The 18,810-nt window shown below is 72.9% G+C and carries 17 protein-coding genes; 16 read left to right on the top strand and 1 reads right to left on the bottom strand.

The window, feature by feature from the left end:
* The first annotated feature begins 7 nt into the window (after positions 1–7).
* From mltG to nusB, 10 genes are all read left to right on the top strand, one after another.
* Positions 8–1,906 carry an endolytic transglycosylase MltG gene (gene mltG / locus ACSUPT_RS04005; protein ID WP_436943478.1) on the top strand — a complete coding sequence of 633 codons (1,899 nt, stop codon included), beginning with the start codon at positions 8–10 and terminating at the stop codon, positions 1,904–1,906.
* The gene (locus ACSUPT_RS04000; protein ID WP_403498942.1) at positions 1,887–2,732 is read left to right on the top strand and encodes a shikimate dehydrogenase; all 846 of its coding nucleotides are present in this window, start codon (positions 1,887–1,889) and stop codon (positions 2,730–2,732) included. Before mltG ends, ACSUPT_RS04000 begins: the two co-directional genes overlap by 20 nt.
* Positions 2,733–2,958: 226 nt before the next feature.
* A complete protein-coding gene (gene aroC / locus ACSUPT_RS03995) occupies positions 2,959–4,143 on the top strand; it encodes a chorismate synthase (RefSeq protein WP_351962970.1) in 1,185 nt (394 codons plus the stop codon).
* Positions 4,140–4,658 carry a shikimate kinase gene (locus ACSUPT_RS03990; protein WP_351962969.1) on the top strand — a complete coding sequence of 173 codons (519 nt, stop codon included), beginning with the start codon at positions 4,140–4,142 and terminating at the stop codon, positions 4,656–4,658. Before aroC ends, ACSUPT_RS03990 begins: the two co-directional genes overlap by 4 nt.
* Entirely contained in the window at positions 4,655–5,743 is a 1,089-nt protein-coding gene (aroB, locus tag ACSUPT_RS03985; RefSeq protein WP_351962968.1) for a 3-dehydroquinate synthase, read from the top strand. The genes ACSUPT_RS03990 and aroB overlap by 4 nt, the downstream gene beginning before the upstream one ends.
* Positions 5,740–6,180: a type II 3-dehydroquinate dehydratase gene (aroQ, locus tag ACSUPT_RS03980; RefSeq protein ID WP_351962967.1), complete on the top strand. Its 441-nt coding sequence runs from the start codon at positions 5,740–5,742 to the stop codon at positions 6,178–6,180. The genes aroB and aroQ overlap by 4 nt, the downstream gene beginning before the upstream one ends.
* A gap of 126 nt (positions 6,181–6,306) precedes the next feature.
* Complete coding sequence (locus tag ACSUPT_RS03975; RefSeq protein WP_361660164.1) at positions 6,307–7,254, top strand: AAA family ATPase; 948 nt, start codon at positions 6,307–6,309, stop codon at positions 7,252–7,254.
* 190 nt (positions 7,255–7,444) lie between these two features.
* A complete protein-coding gene (locus tag ACSUPT_RS03970; RefSeq protein ID WP_351962965.1) occupies positions 7,445–8,563 on the top strand; it encodes an aminopeptidase P family protein in 1,119 nt (372 codons plus the stop codon).
* 57 nt (positions 8,564–8,620) lie between these two features.
* Positions 8,621–9,187, top strand: coding sequence for an elongation factor P (gene efp / locus ACSUPT_RS03965; RefSeq protein WP_351962964.1), 567 nt, complete (start codon positions 8,621–8,623; stop codon positions 9,185–9,187).
* 2 nt (positions 9,188–9,189) lie between these two features.
* Positions 9,190–9,618, top strand: coding sequence for a transcription antitermination factor NusB (gene nusB / locus ACSUPT_RS03960; RefSeq protein WP_351962963.1), 429 nt, complete (start codon positions 9,190–9,192; stop codon positions 9,616–9,618).
* Positions 9,619–9,951: 333 nt separating this feature from the next.
* On the opposite strand, the gene bldD is transcribed toward nusB, so the two are convergent.
* Positions 9,952–10,452 carry a transcriptional regulator BldD gene (gene bldD, locus ACSUPT_RS03955; RefSeq protein WP_005319862.1) on the bottom strand — a complete coding sequence of 167 codons (501 nt, stop codon included), beginning with the start codon at positions 10,450–10,452 and terminating at the stop codon, positions 9,952–9,954.
* 198 nt (positions 10,453–10,650) lie between these two features.
* On the opposite strand from bldD, the gene pyrR reads away from it, so the two are divergent.
* The 6 genes from pyrR to carB all read left to right on the top strand — a co-directional run bounded on the left by pyrR (position 10,651) and on the right by carB (position 18,801).
* Positions 10,651–11,226 (top strand): bifunctional pyr operon transcriptional regulator/uracil phosphoribosyltransferase PyrR, encoded by a 576-nt coding sequence (pyrR, locus tag ACSUPT_RS03950; protein WP_351962962.1) that lies wholly within the window; start codon positions 10,651–10,653, stop codon positions 11,224–11,226.
* Positions 11,227–11,491: 265 nt separating this feature from the next.
* On the top strand, positions 11,492–12,487 hold the full coding sequence (locus tag ACSUPT_RS03945) for an aspartate carbamoyltransferase catalytic subunit (RefSeq protein ID WP_365727289.1): 996 nt from the start codon (positions 11,492–11,494) through the stop codon (positions 12,485–12,487).
* 6 nt (positions 12,488–12,493) lie between these two features.
* A complete protein-coding gene (locus ACSUPT_RS03940) occupies positions 12,494–13,780 on the top strand; it encodes a dihydroorotase (protein ID WP_436943477.1) in 1,287 nt (428 codons plus the stop codon).
* Positions 13,777–14,364, top strand: coding sequence for a hypothetical protein (locus tag ACSUPT_RS03935; RefSeq protein WP_436943476.1), 588 nt, complete (start codon positions 13,777–13,779; stop codon positions 14,362–14,364). The genes ACSUPT_RS03940 and ACSUPT_RS03935 overlap by 4 nt, the downstream gene beginning before the upstream one ends.
* Positions 14,361–15,500 carry a glutamine-hydrolyzing carbamoyl-phosphate synthase small subunit gene (gene carA / locus ACSUPT_RS03930; protein ID WP_436943475.1) on the top strand — a complete coding sequence of 380 codons (1,140 nt, stop codon included), beginning with the start codon at positions 14,361–14,363 and terminating at the stop codon, positions 15,498–15,500. Before ACSUPT_RS03935 ends, carA begins: the two co-directional genes overlap by 4 nt.
* Positions 15,493–18,801 carry a carbamoyl-phosphate synthase large subunit gene (gene carB, locus ACSUPT_RS03925; protein ID WP_361660174.1) on the top strand — a complete coding sequence of 1,103 codons (3,309 nt, stop codon included), beginning with the start codon at positions 15,493–15,495 and terminating at the stop codon, positions 18,799–18,801. The genes carA and carB overlap by 8 nt, the downstream gene beginning before the upstream one ends.
* Positions 18,802–18,810 lie beyond the last annotated feature (9 nt).

Here is an 18,810-nt window from a genome sequence, read left to right as displayed (position 1 = left end):
GGGATCGATGACTGAGTACGGCCGGAGTCCCGGCTCCCAGCCCTGGCACCCCGAGGACCCCCTGTACGGGGACCAGGGATGGGGAGGCCGGCAGGACACAGGCGCCTACCACCAGCAGCAGCCGCACTACGGCGGCCACCAGGACCCGTACCAGCAGGGCTACGACGGCCGGCAGTACGACACGGGCGGCCAGGAGTACGGCGCCGGAGCCCAGGGCCAGGCGTACGACCAGGGGGCCGCGGGCCAGTCGTACGGCACGGGTGACCCGGGCCAGGGGTACGGCTCCGGGGTGCCCGGCCAGGAGTACGGCGGCTGGGACACCGGGACGGGCCAGCACGCCATGCCCTACGGGACGCCGCCGCCCGCCGACCCGTACGGCGCCGGCCAGGGCACCGACCCGTACAGCACCCCGGAGGCGTACCCGCCCCCGCAGCCCCCCGGCCGCCGCCACCCCGACCCGCAGCACCAGCCGCTGCAGCACCAGCCGCAGCAGCACCAGGCGCGGGAACACGGCCAGGGCGGGCAGTGGCAGGCGGAGGCGCCGGGCGACGACCAGCGGTTCCACGGCGACGAGCGGCACGCCGACGACCGGCAGTACTACGAGGACCACGCCGAGACCCAGGGCCCCGGCGACCGGGACCCGTACCCCGCCGAAGGCCAGGGGCGGGACGAGCGCGCCCCGCGCGGCTCCCGGCGGCGCGGCGGCCACGACGAGGACGCCCTCGACGGGCCCGACGGCCCCGACGACGGGCGGGACGACGACGGCCACGACGACGACCCGGCCGGGTCCCGGCGCGACGGCGGGCGCGGCCGCACCAAGAAACGCAAGAGCCGCAACGGCGTGGCCTGCCTCTTCGTGGCCCTGGTCCTCGCCGGCGGCCTCGGCGGCGTCGGCTACGTCGGCTACCAGTTCTGGCAGGACCGGTTCGGTCCCGCCCCGGACTTCACCGGCTCGGGCACGGGCGAGACCGTGACCGTCGAGGTCCCCAAGGACGCCTCCGGCAGCGAGATCGGCAACATCCTCGTCAAGAGCGGCGTCGTCAAGAGCGTCGACGCCTTCGTCACCGCGCAGGAGAAGAACCCCAAGGGCCTCTCCATCCAGCCCGGCTTCTACACCCTCCAGAAGGGCATGTCCGCCGCCTCCGCGGTCGAGGCCATGCTCAGCCCCAAGAGCCGCAACGTCCTGATCATCCCCGAGGGCAAGCGCAACGCATGGGTGTACGAGCAGATCGACAAGCGCCTCGAACTGGCCGCCGGCACCACCGAGAAGGTCGCCAAGGCCAACGCCGGCAAGCTGGGCCTGCCCGCCTGGGCGACCGGCCACCCGGACGTGAAGGACCCGCTGGAGGGCTTCCTCTTCCCCGCGGACTACCCGGTCGCCAAGGGCAACAAGCCCGAGGACGTCCTGAAGAAGATGGTCGCCCGCGCCAACACCGAGTACGCCAAGCTCGACCTGGAGACGAAGGCGCAGGGCCTGGGGCTGAAGGGCCCGTGGGAGCTGGTCACCGTCGCGAGCCTCGTCCAGGCGGAGGGCAAGACCGAGGACGACTTCCGCAAGATGAGCGAGGTCGTCTACAACCGGCTCAAGCCCACCAACACGGAGACCAACCAGCTGCTCCAGTTCGACTCGGCCTTCAACTACCTCAAGGGCCAGAGCGAGATCGAGATCAGCGAGTCCGAGATCAACAGCAACAAGGACCCGTACAACACGTACACCCGCAGGGGTCTGACCCCCGGCCCGATCGGCAACCCCGGCAAGGAGGCGCTCGCGGCCGCGCTCGCGCCCACGTCGGACGGCTGGATGTACTTCGTGGCGACCGACGGCATGAACAAGACGGAATTCGCCAAGACCCACGACGAGTTCCTCAAGCTGAAGGACAAGTTCAATGACAACCAGGGGGGTTGAGGCCCGCCGCGCGGCGGTCCTGGGATCACCGATCGCCCACTCGCTCTCCCCGGTCCTGCACCGGGCCGCGTACGCCGAACTCGGCCTCACCGGCTGGACGTACGACCGGTTCGAGGTGGACGAGGCGCGGCTGCCCGGCTTCTTCCGCACCCTCGACGCGACCTGGGCCGGGCTGTCCCTGACCATGCCGCTCAAGCGCGCCGTGATCCCCCTGCTGGACGAGATCAGCGACACGGCACGCTCCGTCGAGGCCGTCAACACCGTCGTCCTCACCGCCGACGGCCGCCGCGTCGGCGACAACACCGACATCCCCGGCATGATCGCCGCCCTGCGCGAGCGCGGCGTGGAGAAGGTGGAGGCGGCCGCGGTCCTCGGGGCCGGCGCGACCGCCTCCTCCGCGCTCGCCGCACTCGCCCGCGTCTGCGCGGGCCCCGTCACCGCGTACGTGCGCAGCGAGGCCCGCGCCGAGGAGATGCGCGGCTGGGGCGAGCGGCTCGGTGTCGACGTGCGCACCGCCGACTGGGCGGACGCCGCCCGCGCCTTCGACGCGCCGCTGGTCGTCGCCACCACCCCGGCCGGCGCCACCGACGAGCTCGCCGCGTCCGTACCGGCGAGTCCCGGCACCCTCTTCGACGTGCTGTACGACCCCTGGCCCACCCCCCTGGCGGCCGCCTGGTCCGGACGGGGCGGCGCGGTCCTCGGCGGCCTCGACCTCCTGGTCCACCAGGCGGTCCTCCAGGTCGAGCAGATGACCGGCCGCTCCCCGGCACCCCTCGCCGCGATGCGCGCGGCGGGCGAGGCGGCCCTCGGGTCCGCCGGCGCCTGACCCGCCGCCGCGTGGGCGCCGGCCGGGCCGCATCGGGGGCGGTCCGCCGGACGGAGGCGGGCACGCGCCACCCGGACGCCGATCATCCACATCCTGGACCGCTGTCCGATGGGTGGGACAGCGGCCGGGTGGGCGCCGCGCCATGGGAGGATCGGGGGAGAGGCCGGTCCGGGCCGCGTACCGGGCCGCGCCGTCCGCAGATCCGGCCCCAGGAGAAGGAGCACCGTTGAGCAGGTTGCGCTGGCTTACGGCGGGGGAGTCCCATGGTCCCGCGCTGGTGGCGACGCTGGAGGGGCTTCCCGCCGGCGTCCCGGTCACCACGGAGATGGTGGCGGACCACCTCGCCCGGCGGCGCCTGGGCTATGGGCGCGGTGCGCGGATGAAGTTCGAGCGGGACGAGGTCACCTTCCTCGGCGGCGTACGGCACGGCCTGACGCTCGGCTCCCCGGTCGCGGTCATGGTCGGCAACACCGAGTGGCCCAAGTGGGAGAAGGTCATGGCGGCCGACCCGGTCGACCCGGCCGAGCTCGCCGAACTGGCCCGCAACGCCCCGCTGACCCGGCCCCGCCCCGGCCACGCCGACCTCGCCGGGATGCAGAAGTACGGCTTCGACGAGGCCCGGCCGATCCTGGAGCGGGCCAGCGCCCGCGAGACCGCCGCCCGCGTCGCGCTCGGCGCCATCGCCCGGTCGTACCTGAAGGAGACCGCCGGGATCGAGATCGTCTCGCACGTCGTGGAGCTGGCCTCCGCGAAGGCGCCGTACGGGGTCTACCCGACGCCCGCCGACGTGGAGCGGCTCGACGCCGACCCGGTGCGCTGCCTGGACGCCGACGCGTCGAAGGCGATGGTCGCCGAGATCGACCAGGCCCACAAGGACGGCGACACGCTCGGCGGCGTGGTCGAGGTCCTCGCGTACGGCGTGCCCGTCGGCCTCGGCTCGCACGTCCACTGGGACCGGCGCCTCGACGCCCGGCTCGCCGCCGCCCTCATGGGCATCCAGGCCATCAAGGGCGTCGAGGTCGGCGACGGCTTCGACCTGGCGCGCGTCCCCGGCTCCCAGGCCCATGACGAGATCGTCACCACCGACGACGGCATCCGCCGCACCTCCGGCCGCTCCGGCGGTACGGAGGGCGGGCTCACCACCGGCGAGCTCCTGCGCGTCCGTGCCGCGATGAAGCCGATCGCCACCGTGCCGCGCGCGCTGCGCACCGTCGACGTGGCGACCGGCGAGCCGGCGCAGGCCCACCACCAGCGCTCCGACGTGTGCGCCGTCCCGGCGGCCGGGATCGTCGCCGAGGCGATGACGGCGCTGGTCCTCGCGGACGCCGTCGCGGAGAAGTTCGGCGGCGACAGCGTCGCCGAGACCCGCCGCAACGTGCGCTCCTACCTCGACAACCTGCACATCCGGTGAGCAGCGGACCGCTGGTCGTCCTCGTCGGCCCGATGGGGTCCGGCAAGTCCACGGTGGGCGCGCTCCTCGCCGAGCGCCTGGGCGCGCCCTACCGGGACACGGACGCCGACATCGTCGCCGCCGAGGGCCGGGAGATCTCCGACATCTTCGTGGAGGACGGCGAGCCGCGCTTCCGCGAGCTGGAGCGCGCCGCCGTCCGCGCCGCCCTCGCCGAGCACACCGGCGTCCTCGCCCTCGGCGGCGGCGCCATCCTCGACGCGGGCACGCGCGCGCTGCTCGCCGGGCTGCCCGTCGTCTATCTGTCGATGGACGTCGAGGAGGCCGTGCGCCGCGTCGGCCTGGGCGCCGCCCGGCCGCTGCTGGCCGTCAACCCGCGCCGCCAGTGGCGCGAGCTGATGGACGCCCGCCGCCACCTGTACACCGAAGTCGCCCGAGTGGTCGTGGCCACGGACGGCAAGAGCCCTGAAGAGGTCGCGGACGCGATCGTCGACGCTCTGGAGCTGAAGGACCGATGACCGAAACAACCCGTATCCACGTCGGCGGGAGCGCCGGTTCGGAGCCGTACGACGTGCTGGTGGGCCGGCAGCTCCTCGGTGAGCTCGCCGGGCTGATCGGCGACCGGGCCAGGCGCGTCGCCGTCATCCACCCGGAGGCGCTGGCCGAGACCGGCGAGGCGCTGCGCGCGGACCTCGCGGACCAGGGGTACGAGGCCGTCGCCATCCAGGTGCCGAACGCCGAGGAGGCCAAGACCGCCGAGGTCGCCGCGTACTGCTGGAAGGCGCTCGGCCAGACCGGCTTCACCCGCACCGACGTGATCGTCGGCGTGGGCGGCGGGGCCACCACGGACCTCGCCGGGTTCGTGGCGGCGACCTGGCTGCGCGGGGTGCGCTGGATCGCCGTGCCGACGACCGTGCTGGGCATGGTCGACGCGGCGGTCGGCGGGAAGACCGGCATCAACACCGCCGAGGGCAAGAACCTCGTCGGCGCCTTCCACCCGCCCGCCGGCGTGCTGTGCGACCTGGCCGCGCTGGACTCGCTGCCCGTCCACGACTACGTCAGCGGCCTCGCGGAGGTCATCAAGGCCGGTTTCATCGCCGACCCGGTGATCCTCGACCTCATCGAGGCGGACCCGGCCGCCGCCCGCACCCCCGCCGGACCGCACACGGCCGAGCTGATCGTCCGCTCCATCAAGGTCAAGGCGGAGGTCGTCTCCTCCGATCTGAAGGAGTCGGGCCTGCGGGAGATCCTGAACTACGGCCACACCCTGGCCCACGCCATCGAGAAGAACGAGCGGTACAAGTGGCGGCACGGCGCCGCCGTCTCCGTCGGCATGGTCTTCGCCGCCGAGCTGGGACGCCTCGCCGGCCGCCTGGACGACGCGACCGCCGACCGGCACCGCACGGTGCTGGAGTCGGTCGGGCTGCCGCTGACGTACCGCGGCGACCAGTGGCCGAAGCTGCTGGAGACGATGAAGGTCGACAAGAAGTCCCGCGGCGACCTGCTGCGCTTCATCGTCCTCGACGGCCTGGCCAAGCCGACCGTCCTGGAGGGCCCCGACCCGGCCGTGCTGCTCGCGGCGTACGGGGAGGTGTCGGCGTGACCCGCCGCGTCCTCGTCCTGAACGGCCCCAACCTGGGCCGGCTCGGCTCGCGCGAACCGGACGTGTACGGCTCCACCTCGTACGCGGGCCTGGTGGACGCCTGCCGGACGCTCGGCAAGGAGCTGGGCTTCGACGTCGAGGTGCGCGAGACCAACGACGAGGGCGAGCTGATCCGCTGGCTGCACGAGGCGGCGGACGGCGCGCTCCCGGTCGTCCTCAACCCCGGTGCGTTCACCCACTACTCGTACGGCATGCGCGACGCGGCCGCCCAGCGCACGGCGCCGCTCATCGAGGTCCACATCTCGAACCCGTACGCCCGAGAGGAGTTCCGGCACACGTCGGTCGTCGCCGCGGTCGCCACGGGGACGGTCGCCGGGTTCGGCATCGGGTCGTACCGGCTCGCCCTGCGCGCGCTCGCCGACGAGTTGACGGACTGACGGCAGTTGACGCAACCCTCCCGGACCGTTCACCGTCTGACGGGCCGGGAGGGTACGGTTCGATAACGGCGCGCCGTCGAACGGCCGCCCGATCAGCGTCAGTCGTACGAGACGGAGTGGCACCGGATGCAGCACGCAGTGGGGGCCCCGCTGCCGCCGCCCCACCAGCCGGGCAGCGCGGCGGCCGGGTGGCCCCAGCAGGCACACCACCCCGGCCCGCCGCCACCCCCGCACGCCCCGGCGGCCCCCCAGGCCCCGGCGCCGCAGGGCCCGCCCGCGCACCCGCACCCCGGTCACGCGCCGCAGGGCCCGGCGCCGCACCGGCAGCCCATGCCGCCGCAGGGCCCGCCGCCCGTGCCGCACACACCGGGCCGCGCCTGGCCGGCCCCGCACCACGCCCCGGCGCCGCACGCCCCGCGCGACACGGCGACCGGCCACATCCACCTGCCGCCGGTGCCCCCGGTCACCGCGCCGCCGGCCGCCGAGCCCGGCACCGGCCCCGCACTCGGCACGGGCACCGCCACGCTCGCCGTCCTGCTGATAGGCCCGGCGGGCGCGGGGAAGACGACCGTCGCCCGGTACTGGGCGCAGCACCGCCGCGTCCCCACCGCCCACATCAGCCTGGACGACGTCCGCGAATGGGTGTGCTCCGGCTTCGCCGACCCGCAGTCGGGGTGGAACGACCAGTCCGAGGCCCAGTACCGGCTGGCCCGCCGCACCTGCGGCTTCGCCGCGCGCAACTTCCTGGCCAACGGCATCAGCTGCATCCTGGACGACGCCGTCTTCCCCGACCGCCCGGTCGTCGGCCTCGGCGGCTGGAAGCGCCACGTCGGCCCCGGCCTGCTGCCGGTGGTCCTGCTGCCCGGCCTGGAGATCGTCCTGGAGCGCAACGCCGAGCGCAGCGGGAACCGGCGCCTGTCGGACGAGGAGGTGGCGGGCATCCACGGCCGCATGGCCGGCTGGCACGCCTCGGGCCTGCCCATCATCGACAACTCCAACTACGACGTGGAGACCACGGCCCGGGCCCTCGACGAGGTCCTGGCCCGCTCCCTCACCAGCCCCCCGAGCTGGTAGGCCGCGGCCACGACAGGGCTGGCGGGCGCCGCCCGCCAAACCCCCGCCCCGGCGGCGGCGACCGCCCCGGCGCGGCGACCGCCCCGGCGCGGCGACCGCCCCGGCGCGGCGACCGCCGCGGGGAGCGGGGGCAGCCCCGGTCGGACCCCCACGAACTGCCGGGTCGGGCGACCGCTCGTACGCTCGGGACATGCCCCAGGTGTACGCGGACCGCCGCTCCCGTCTCCGCGCCCGCTGCACAGCAGCCGGTTCCGCGGCGGCACTGGTCTCCCGCCCCGCCAACGTCCGCTACCTCACGGGCGCCTGCCCCCCGGGCGCCGTACTCCTCCTGGGCGCGGGCACCGGCGACGACGCCGACGTCCTGCTGTGCCCCCGCACCCCCACCGGCGATCCCGTGGAGGGCCGCGCCGACGAGGCCCTGCGCCTCACCGTCCTGCCGCCCGCGGCCGCCGACCCCGCCGTCGCCGCCGCCGAGCTCGCGCACAAGGCGGGCGCCGACTCGCTGGCGCTGGAGGAACGCCATCTGAGCGTCGCCCGGTACCGCGCCATCGGCTCCGCCGCCCCGCGACTGCGCCTCGCCGACCTCGGCACCGCCGTCGAGCAGGAGCGGCTCGTCAAGGACGACGAGGAGATCACCTGCCTGCGCATCGCCGCCGAGATCACCGACCAGGCCCTCGGCGAACTCCTGGAGTCCATCCTCGTCGGCCGCACCGAGCGCCACCTCGCCCTGGAGCTGGAGCGGCGCCTCGTCGACCACGGCGCCGACGGCCCCGCGTTCCCCACCTCCGTCGCCACCGGGCCCCACTCCGGGCGCGGCCGCCACCGCCCCTCCGACCGACGGGTGGAGGAGGGCGACTTCCTCTCCGTCTGCCTCGGCGCCAACTACCGCGGCTACCGCTGCGAGATCGGCCGTACGTTCGTCATCGGCTCCACCCCCGCCGACTGGCAGATCGAGCTGTACGACCTGGTCTTCACCGCCCAGCGCGCCGCCCGCGAGACGCTCACGCCGGGGGCCGCGTACAGCGACGTCGACCGGGCCGCCCGGCAGATCCTGGACGCCGCCGGGTACGGCGACGGCCTCGCCCCGTCCCTCGGGCACGGGGTCGGCCTGGAAATCCAGGAGGACCCGCAGCTCTCCCCGTCGGCCATGGGTAAACTGGACGCTTGCGTGCCGGTCACCGTCGAACCAGGGGTTCACCTCCCGGGACGGGGCGGAGTCCGGATCGATGACACGCTCGTCGTACGCCAGGAGGCGGACGGCGGACCCGAGCTACTCACCATCACGACCAAGGAGCTGCTCGCGCTCTAGCGCGTACCGTGCCTTCCTCGGTCGTCCACCAGCGTCAGTCCAGGAGATTCCGCAACCGTGGCCACCACGAACGACCTCAAGAACGGCATGGTGCTCAAGCTCGACAACGACCAGCTCTGGTCCGTCGTCGAGTTCCAGCACGTCAAGCCCGGCAAGGGCCCGGCCTTCGTGCGCACCAAGCTCAAGAACGTGCTCTCCGGGAAGATCGTCGACAAGACCTTCAACGCCGGTGTCAAGGTCGAGACGGCCACCGTCGACCGCCGTGACATGCAGTTCTCGTACATGGACGGCGAGTACTTCGTCTTCATGGACATGCAGACGTACGACCAGCTCCACGTCTCCCGCGCCGCCGTCGGCGACGCCGCGAACTTCCTGGTCGAGGGCTTCACCGCCACCGTCGCCACGCACGAGGGCGAGGTGCTCTACGTCGAGCTGCCCGCCGCCGTCGAGCTGACCGTCGCCGAGACCGAGCCGGGCGTCCAGGGCGACCGCTCCACCGGTGGCACCAAGCCCGCGACGCTGGAGACCGGTCACCAGATCCAGGTCCCGCTCTTCATCACCACCGGTGAGAAGATCAAGGTCGACACCCGTACGAGCGACTACCTCGGCCGGGTGAACAGCTAACCGTGGCTGCCCGCAACAAGGCCCGCAAGCGCGCCTTCCAGATCCTCTTCGAGGCCGACCAGCGCGGGGTCTCCGTGCAGGAAGTCCTCGCGGACTGGATCCGGCACGCCCGGTCCGACGACCGGCAGCCGCCGGTCAACGAGTACACGATGGAGCTCGTGGAGGGGTACGCCGCGTACGCCCGCCGCATCGACGAGCTCATCGCCACCTACGCGGTGGGCTGGACACTCGACCGGATGCCGGTCGTGGACCGGAACATCCTGCGCCTCGGTGCGTACGAGCTCGTCTGGGTCGACGGGACCCCGGACGCGGTGGTCATCGACGAGGCGGTCCAGCTCGCCAAGGAGTTCTCCACGGACGAGTCGCCGTCGTTCGTCAACGGCCTGCTGGCCCGCTTCAAGGAACTGAAGCCGGGCCTCCGCCGGGACTGACGCGAAGAAGGGCCCGCAGCGCGACGCTGCGGGCCCTTCTCCATGCCCGCACGCCGGAGGCGGCGCCCGCCACGCGGTCGCAGTACGGCCCGGGGCCGGGCGCTGCCCGGCCCTCGGGCCGGGCGCGCCCAGGGGTGCCGGCCCGTCCGCGGAGCAGGCGCCCCCGGTGCGGGGTGTCCTCGCGCGGGGCGCGCCGTACCGGCTGGGGCGCCCCACGGGACGCGCCGTACCGGCTGGGGGCGCCGTCCGGGCGTCGGGCGCGGGGTCGGAAACGCACCGGAGGGCGGCCCCGGCTCGCGGGACCGCCCTCCGGCGGCAACGTTTCTGCTGCGGTCAGCTCTCCTCGTGCGCGACCGCGCGGCGGGCGTCCGCGTCCAGGACGCCCCAGCTGATCAGCTGCTCGGTCAGGACCGACGGCGACTGGTCGTAGATGACGGCCAGGGTGCGCAGGTCGTCCTGGCGGATCGACAGCACCTTGCCGTTGTAGTCACCGCGCTGGGACTGGATCGTCGCGGCGTACCGCTGCAGCGGGCCCGCCTTCTCCTGCGGGACGTGCGCCAGGCGCTCCAGGTCGAGGACCAGCTTCGGCGGGGGCTCGGCGGCGCCGCCCGGCGTGGTGCCCGGCAGGAGCTCCTGCACCGGCACGCCGTAGAAGTCGGCCAGCTCGGCGAGACGCTGCACGGTCACGGCGCGGTCACCGCGCTCGTACGAACCGACCACGACGGCCTTCCAGCGGCCCTGGGACTTCTCCTCCACACCGTGGAGGGACAGGCCCTGCTGGGTGCGGATCGCACGGAGCTTGGCCCCGAGCTGTTTTGCGTATTCGCTGGACATATAGCTCCCTGGACACTGTTACAACGTGCGGCTCCGCCGCGTGGCTGGTAACTCACTGTGAGGTTACGCAGCGTTACTTGGGTGCGTCAAGCCGAACGGTGCGTACCGAGCACCTTCCGGGCCCTGGTACGGTTGAACACGCAATTCCGACGTCCTTTAAGGTCCGTCCCGTGAGGCGGAGAAGGAGGTCCGTTCCGTATGGACGCCCCCCAGCAGTCCGATGCCCGCCCCGTCCTCGAGGGCCCGGACATCGCGCGGGTCCTGACCCGCATCGCCCACGAGATCGTCGAACGCGCCAAGGGCGCCGACGACGTGGTCCTCCTCGGCATCCCCACGCGCGGCGTGTTCCTCGCCCGGCGCCTGGCCGAGAAGCTGGAGCAGATCACCGGCCGCGTGACGCCGGTCGGCTCCCTCGACATCACCATGTACCGCGACGACCTGCGGTTGCGCCCCGCGCGCGCCCTCGCCCGCACCGACATCCCCGGTGACGGGATCGACGGCCGCCTGGTGGTCCTCGTGGACGACGTGCTGTTCTCCGGCCGCACCATCCGCGCCGCCCTCGACGCGCTCGGCGACATCGGCCGCCCCCGCGCCGTACAGCTCGCCGTCCTGGTCGACCGCGGCCACCGGGAGCTGCCCATCCGCGCCGACTACGTCGGCAAGAACCTGCCCACGTCGCTGCGCGAGGCGGTCAAGGTCCAGCTGGCCGAGGAGGACGGCCGCGACGCCGTGCTGCTCGGCGTACGCGAGCCCGCCCCCGCCGGCGAGAACTAGCCACCCGTACGCCTCCGCCGCCCCGCGCACGTCCACGCGCCCGCGCACACCCGCGCACGGGTCCGGCGCACCGGGTGGACGGCCGGGCGCACCGCCCCGCCGCGCCCGCGCACCGGCACCGGCCGCGAACCGCCCCCGACCGGCACACCCCGGCCGCCCGCGACCGGCACCCGGCGGCCACGCCCGCCCGGAGAGCGCCCGGAAAGCCCCCATACGCCCGGTACGCCCACGGAACCGACCTCCACACCCACCGGAGAACACCCAGATGAAGCGCCACCTCATCTCGGCCGCCGACCTCACCCGGGACGACGCCGTACTCGTCCTCGACACCGCCGAGGAAATGGCCCGCCTCGCCGACCGGCCGATCAAGAAGCTGCCCACCCTGCGCGGCCGCACGATCTGCAACCTCTTCTTCGAGGACTCCACCCGTACCCGGATCTCCTTCGAAGCCGCCGAGAAGCGCCTCTCCGCCGACGTCATCAACTTCTCCGCCAAGGGCTCCAGCGTCTCCAAGGGCGAATCCCTCAAGGACACCGCCCAGACCCTCGCCGCCATGGGCGTCGACGCCGTCGTCATCCGGCACAGCGCCTCCGGCGCCCCCTACCGGCTCGCCAACTCCGGATGGATCGACGCGCCCGTCATCAACGCCGGCGACGGCACCCACCAGCACCCCACGCAGGCGCTCCTCGACGCCTTCACCCTGCGCCGCCGCCTCATCGGCCACGAGGCCGGCATCGGCCAGGACCTCTCCGGCAAGCGGATCACCATCGTCGGTGACGTCCTCCACAGCCGCGTGGCCCGCTCCAACGTCGACCTGCTCCACACCCTCGGCGCCGAGGTCACCCTGGTCGCCCCGCCCACCCTCGTCCCGGTCGGCGTCGACCACTGGCCCTGCGAGGTGTCGTACGACCTCGACAGCGCCCTGCCCAAGGCCGACGCCGTCATGATGCTGCGCGTCCAGCGGGAGCGGATGAACGCCGCGTTCTTCCCCACCGAGCGCGAGTACTCCCGCCGCTACGGCCTCGACGCCGAGCGGATGGCGAAGATCCCCGAGCACGCCGTCGTCATGCACCCCGGCCCCATGGTCCGCGGCATGGAGATCACCGCCGAGGTCGCCGACTCGCCCCGCTGCACCGTGGTCGAGCAGGTCGCCAACGGCGTCTTCACCCGCATGGCCGTCCTCTACCTGCTGCTCGGCGGCAACGAGCCCGCCGTCACCCAGCCGTCGTCCCCGTCGTCGTCCCGTACCGAGGAGAAGTAACCCAGCATGAGCAAGACCCTGATCCGTGGTGCGAAGGTCCTCGGCGGCGAGGTCCAGGACGTCCTCGTCGACGGCGAGACGATCGCCCAGGTCGGCACCGGCCTCAGCGCGGACGGCGCGACCGTGGTCGAGGCCGAGGGGCAGATCCTGCTGCCCGGCCTCGTCGACCTCCACACCCATCTGCGCGAGCCCGGCCGCGAGGACTCCGAGACCGTCCTCACCGGCACCCGCGCCGCCGCGAGCGGCGGCTACACCGCCGTCTTCGCCATGGCCAACACCTTCCCCGTCGCCGACACCGCCGGCGTCGTCGAGCAGGTCTGGCGCCTCGGCCGCGAGCACGGCTACTGCGACGTCCAGCCCATCGGCGCCGTCACCGTCGGCCTGGATGGCAAGAAGCTCGCCGAGCTCGGCGCCATGCACGAGTCCGCGGCCGGCGTCACCGTCTTCTCCGACGACGGCAAGTGCGTGGACGACGCCGTGATCATGCGCCGCGCCCTGGAGTACGTGAAGGCCTTCGGCGGCGTCGTCGCCCAGCACGCCCAGGAGCCCCGCCTCACCGAGGGCGCCCAGATGAACGAGGGCGTCGTCTCCGCCGAGCTCGGCCTCGGCGGCTGGCCCGCCGTCGCGGAGGAGTCGATCATCGCCCGCGACGTCCTCCTCGCCGAGCACGTCGGCTCCCGCGTCCACATCTGCCACCTGTCGACCGCCGGCTCCGTCGAGATCGTCCGCTGGGCCAAGTCCCGCGGCATCGACGTCACCGCCGAGGTCACCCCCCACCACCTCCTCCTCACCGACGAGATGGTCCGCACGTACAACCCCGTCTACAAGGTCAACCCGCCGCTGCGCACCGAGCGCGACGTGATGGCGCTGCGCGAGGCGCTCGCCGACGGCACGATCGACATCGTCGCCACCGACCACGCGCCCCACCCGCACGAGGACAAGGACTGCGAGTGGGCCGCCGCCGCCATGGGCATGGTCGGCCTGGAGACCGCGCTCTCCGTCGTCCAGCACACCATGGTCGACACCGGCCTCCTCGACTGGGCCGGCGTCGCCGACCGGATGTCCTTCGCCCCCGCCCGGATCGGCTCCGCCGCCGGCCACGGCCGCCCCGTCTCGGCTGGCGAGCCCGCCAACCTCACGCTGGTCGATCCGGCATACCGTGGAACCGTGGACCCCGCGGGCTTCGCCTCCCGCAGCCGCAACACCCCCTACGAGGGCCGCGAGCTGCCGGGACGCGTCACCCACACGTTCCTGCGGGGCAGGGCAACGCTCATGGACGGGAAGCTCGCGTGACATCTCTCATCCCCCTCGCCGCCGAACCCCGCTCGGCCGAGGTGACCGACTGGACCGCCCGGCTCGGCTGGGTCGGCGTACTGCTCCTCTTCATCGCCCTGGCCTACTGGCTGATGCGCCAGGGCTGGAAGTGGCGCGGCAGCGTCCAGGCGGCCGCCCTGCCGGAACTGCCCGCGGCCCCGGACGCCCCCGGCGAGCCCAGGCTGACCATGAGCGGCCGCTACCACGGCTCCACCACCGCCGGGCAGTGGCTCGAACGGATCGTCGCCCACGGCCTCGGCACCCGCAGCCGCGCCGAGCTCACCCTCACCGACGCGGGGCTGGACGTCGTACGCCCCGGGGCCACCGACTTCTTCATCCCGGCCGACCGGCTGCGCGGCGCCCGCCTCGACAAGGGCATCGCCGGCAAGGTCCTCACCGAGGGCGGCCTGCTCGTCGTCACCTGGGCCCACGGGGACCAGCTGATCGACTCCGGCTTCCGCTCCGACCGCGCGTCCGAGCACGCCGCCTGGGTCACCGCACTCACCGCCCTCAGCACCACCCCCAGCACCGAGAACACCACGACGGAAGGCGCCGCACGATGACGACCTCCACCCGGGGAACCAGGGTTCCCGCCGTACTCGTCCTGGAGGACGGCCGCAGCTTCCGCGGCCGCGCCTACGGGGCCGTGGGGGAGACGTTCGGCGAGGCCGTCTTCTCCACCGGCATGACCGGCTACCAGGAGACGCTGACCGACCCCTCGTACCACCGCCAGGTCGTCGTCATGACGGCCCCGCACGTCGGCAACACCGGCGTCAACGACGAGGACCCCGAGTCCGCCCGCATCTGGGTGTCCGGGTACGTCGTCCGCGACCCCGCCCGCACCCCCTCCAACTGGCGCGCCACCCGCACCCTCGACGAGGAGCTGGAGCGCCAGGGCGTCGTCGGCATCAGCGGCGTCGACACCCGCGCCCTCACCCGCCACCTGCGCGAGCGCGGCGCCATGCGCGTCGGCATCTTCTCCGGCGACGCCGTCGCGAGCGACGCCGACATGCTCGCCAAGGTCAAGGCGCAGCCCGAGATGAAGGGCGCCGACCTCTCCGCCGAGGTCGCCACCAAGGAGCCGTACGTCGTCCCCGCGATCGGCGAGAAGAAGTACACCGTCGCCGCCGTCGACCTCGGCATCAAGGGCATGACCCCGCAGCGGATGGCCGAGCGCGGCATCGAGGTGCACGTCCTGCCCGCCACCGCCACCGCCGACGACGTGTACGCCGTCAACCCCGACGGGGTGTTCTTCTCCAACGGCCCCGGCGACCCGGCCACCGCCGACCACCCCGTCGCCGTGATGCGCGCCGTCCTGGAGCGCAAGACGCCCCTGTTCGGCATCTGCTTCGGCAGCCAGATCCTGGGCCGCGCCCTCGGCTTCGGCACCTACAAGCTGAAGTACGGCCACCGCGGCATCAACCAGCCCGTGCAGGACCGCACGACCGGCAAGGTCGAGGTCACCGCGCACAACCACGGATTCGCCGTCGACGCCCCGCTCGACACCGTCTCCGACACCCCCTTCGGCCGTGCCGAGGTCACCCACGTCTGCCTCAACGACAACGTGGTGGAGGGCCTCCAGCTGCTCGACCAGCCGGCCTTCAGCGTCCAGTACCACCCGGAAGCGGCCGCGGGTCCCCACGACGCCGCGTACCTGTTCGACCGCTTCGTTGCCCTGATGGAGGCCGAGCGTGCCTAAGCGCACCGATATCCAGTCCGTCCTGGTCATCGGCTCCGGCCCGATCGTCATCGGTCAGGCCGCCGAGTTCGACTACTCCGGCACCCAGGCGTGCCGCGTCCTCAAGGCCGAGGGCCTGCGCGTCATCCTCGTCAACTCCAACCCGGCGACGATCATGACCGACCCGGAGATCGCCGACGCCACCTACGTCGAGCCGATCACCCCCGAGTTCGTCGAAAAGATCATCGCCAAGGAGCGCCCCGACGCCCTCCTGCCCACCCTCGGCGGCCAGACCGCGCTCAACACCGCGATCTCCATGCACGAGCAGGGCGTCCTGGAGAAGTACGGCGTCGAGCTGATCGGCGCCAACGTCGAGGCCATCCACAAGGGCGAGGACCGCGACCTCTTCAAGGGCGTCGTCGAGGCCGTCAACGCCAAGATCGGCCACGGCGAGTCCGCCCGCTCGGTCATCTGCCACTCCATGGACGACGTCCTCAAGGGCGTCGAGACCCTCGGCGGCTACCCCGTCGTCGTCCGCCCCTCCTTCACCATGGGCGGCGCCGGCTCCGGCTTCGCCCACGACGAGGAGGAGCTGCGCCGCATCGCCGGCCAGGGCCTCACGCTCTCCCCGACCACCGAGGTGCTCCTGGAGGAGTCCATCCTCGGCTGGAAGGAGTACGAGCTGGAGCTGATGCGCGACAAGAACGACAACGTCGTGGTCGTCTGCTCCATCGAGAACTTCGACCCCATGGGCGTCCACACCGGCGACTCCATCACCGTCGCCCCGGCGATGACCCTCACCGACCGCGAGTACCAGACCCTCCGGGACATCGGCATCGCGATCATCCGCGAGGTCGGCGTCGACACCGGCGGCTGCAACATCCAGTTCGCCGTCAACCCCGAGGACGGCCGGGTCATCGTCATCGAGATGAACCCGCGCGTCTCCCGCTCCTCCGCCCTGGCGTCCAAGGCGACCGGCTTCCCCATCGCCAAGATCGCCGCCAAGCTCGCCGTCGGCTACACCCTGGACGAGATCCCCAACGACATCACCCAGGAGACCCCGGCGTCCTTCGAGCCCACGCTCGACTACGTCGTCGTCAAGGCGCCCCGCTTCGCCTTCGAGAAGTTCCCCTCCGCCGACTCCACCCTCACCACCACCATGAAGTCGGTCGGCGAGGCCATGGCCATCGGCCGCAACTTCACCGAGGCGCTCCAGAAGGCCCTGCGCTCCCTGGAGAAGAAGGGCAGCCAGTTCTCCTTCACCGGCGACCCGGGCGACAAGGACGAGCTGCTGCGCGAGGCCGTGCGCCCCACCGACGGCCGCATCAACGCCGTCATGCAGGCCATCCGCGCCGGCGCCACCCGCGAGGAGGTCTTCGACGCCACGAAGATCGACCCGTGGTTCGTCGACCAGATGTTCCTCATCAAGGAGATCGCCGACGAGCTCGCCGCCGCCGAGAAGCTCGACCCCGAGCTGCTCGCCGAGGCCAAGCGCCACGGCTTCTCCGACCAGCAGATCGCGGAGATCCGCGGTCTGCGCGAGGACGTCGTCCGCGAGGTCCGGCACGCGCTGGGCGTCCGCCCCGTCTACAAGACGGTCGACACCTGCGCCGCCGAGTTCGCCGCGAAGACCCCGTACTTCTACTCCTCGTACGACGAGGAGACCGAGGTCGCGCCCCGCGAGAAGCCCGCCGTGATCATCCTCGGCTCCGGGCCCAACCGCATCGGCCAGGGCATCGAGTTCGACTACTCCTGCGTCCACGCCTCCTTCGCGCTGAGCGACGCCGGCTACGAGACCGTGATGGTCAACTGCAACCCGGAGACCGTCTCCACGGACTACGACACCTCCGACCGCCTGTACTTCGAGCCGCTCACGCTGGAAGACGTGCTGGAGATCGTCCACGCCGAGCAGCAGGCCGGCCCCATCGCGGGCGTCGTCGTCCAGCTCGGCGGCCAGACCCCGCTCGGCCTCGCCCAGGCCCTCAAGGACAACGGCGTGCCCGTCGTCGGCACCTCGCCCGAGGCCATCCACGCCGCCGAGGACCGCGGCGCCTTCGGCCGCGTCCTGAAGGAGGCCGGCCTCCCCGCGCCCAAGCACGGCACCGCCACCACGTTCGCCGAGGCCAAGGCCATCGCGGACGAGATCGGCTACCCCGTCCTCGTACGCCCCTCGTACGTGCTCGGCGGCCGCGGCATGGAGATCGTCTACGACGAGACCCGCCTGGAGTCGTACATCGCCGAGTCCACCGAGATCAGCCCCACCCGGCCGGTCCTGGTCGACCGCTTCCTCGACGACGCCATCGAGATCGATGTCGACGCCCTCTACGACGGCCACGAGCTCTACCTCGGCGGCGTCATGGAGCACATCGAGGAGGCCGGCATCCACTCCGGCGACTCGGCGTGCGCCCTGCCCCCGATCACCCTCGGCGGCTTCGACATCAAGCGCCTGCGCGCCTCCACCGAGGCCATCGCCAAGGGCGTCGGCGTCCGCGGCCTGATCAACATCCAGTTCGCCATGGCCGGGGACATCCTCTACGTCCTGGAGGCCAACCCGCGCGCCTCCCGCACGGTGCCCTTCACGTCCAAGGCGACCGCCGTGCCGCTGGCCAAGGCCGCCGCCCGCATCTCGCTCGGCGCCACCATCGCCGAGCTGCGCGCCGAGGGCCTCCTCCCGGCCCGCGGCGACGGCGGCGAGCTGCCGCTCGACGCGCCGATCTCCGTCAAGGAGGCCGTCATGCCGTGGTCGCGCTTCCGCGACATCCACGGCCGCGGCGTCGACACGGTCCTCGGCCCGGAGATGCGCTCCACCGGCGAGGTCATGGGCATCGACTCGGTCTTCGGCACGGCGTACGCCAAGTCGCAGGCCGGCGCGTACGGCCCGCTGCCCACCAAGGGCCGCGCGTTCATCTCCGTCGCCAACCGCGACAAGCGCTCGATGATCTTCCCGGCGCGCGAGCTGGTCGCCCACGGCTTCGAGCTGCTCGCCACCTCCGGCACCGCCGAGGTCCTCAAGCGCAACGGCATCAACGCCACCGTCGTCCGCAAGCAGTCCGAGGGCGAGGGCCCCGGCGGCGAGAAGACCATCGTCCAGCTCATCCACGCCGGCGAGGTCGACCTCATCGTCAACACCCCGTACGGCACCGGCGGCCGCCTCGACGGCTACGAGATCCGCACCGCCGCGGTGGCGCGCGGCGTCCCGTGCCTCACGACGGTCCAGGCGCTCGCCGCGGCCGTCCAGGGCATCGACGCCCTCAACCACGGCGGGGTCGGCGTCCGCTCCCTCCAGGAGCACGCCGAACACCTGATCGCGTCCCGCGACTAGCGGCCCCGA

Source organism: Streptomyces sp. SudanB25_2051, assembly GCF_964272635.1.
In the GTDB taxonomy this organism is placed as follows: Bacteria; Actinomycetota; Actinomycetes; order Streptomycetales; family Streptomycetaceae; genus Streptomyces.
The sequence above is the reverse complement of the archived record's forward strand: the minus strand, read 5'-3'. Positions and strand labels throughout refer to the sequence as shown.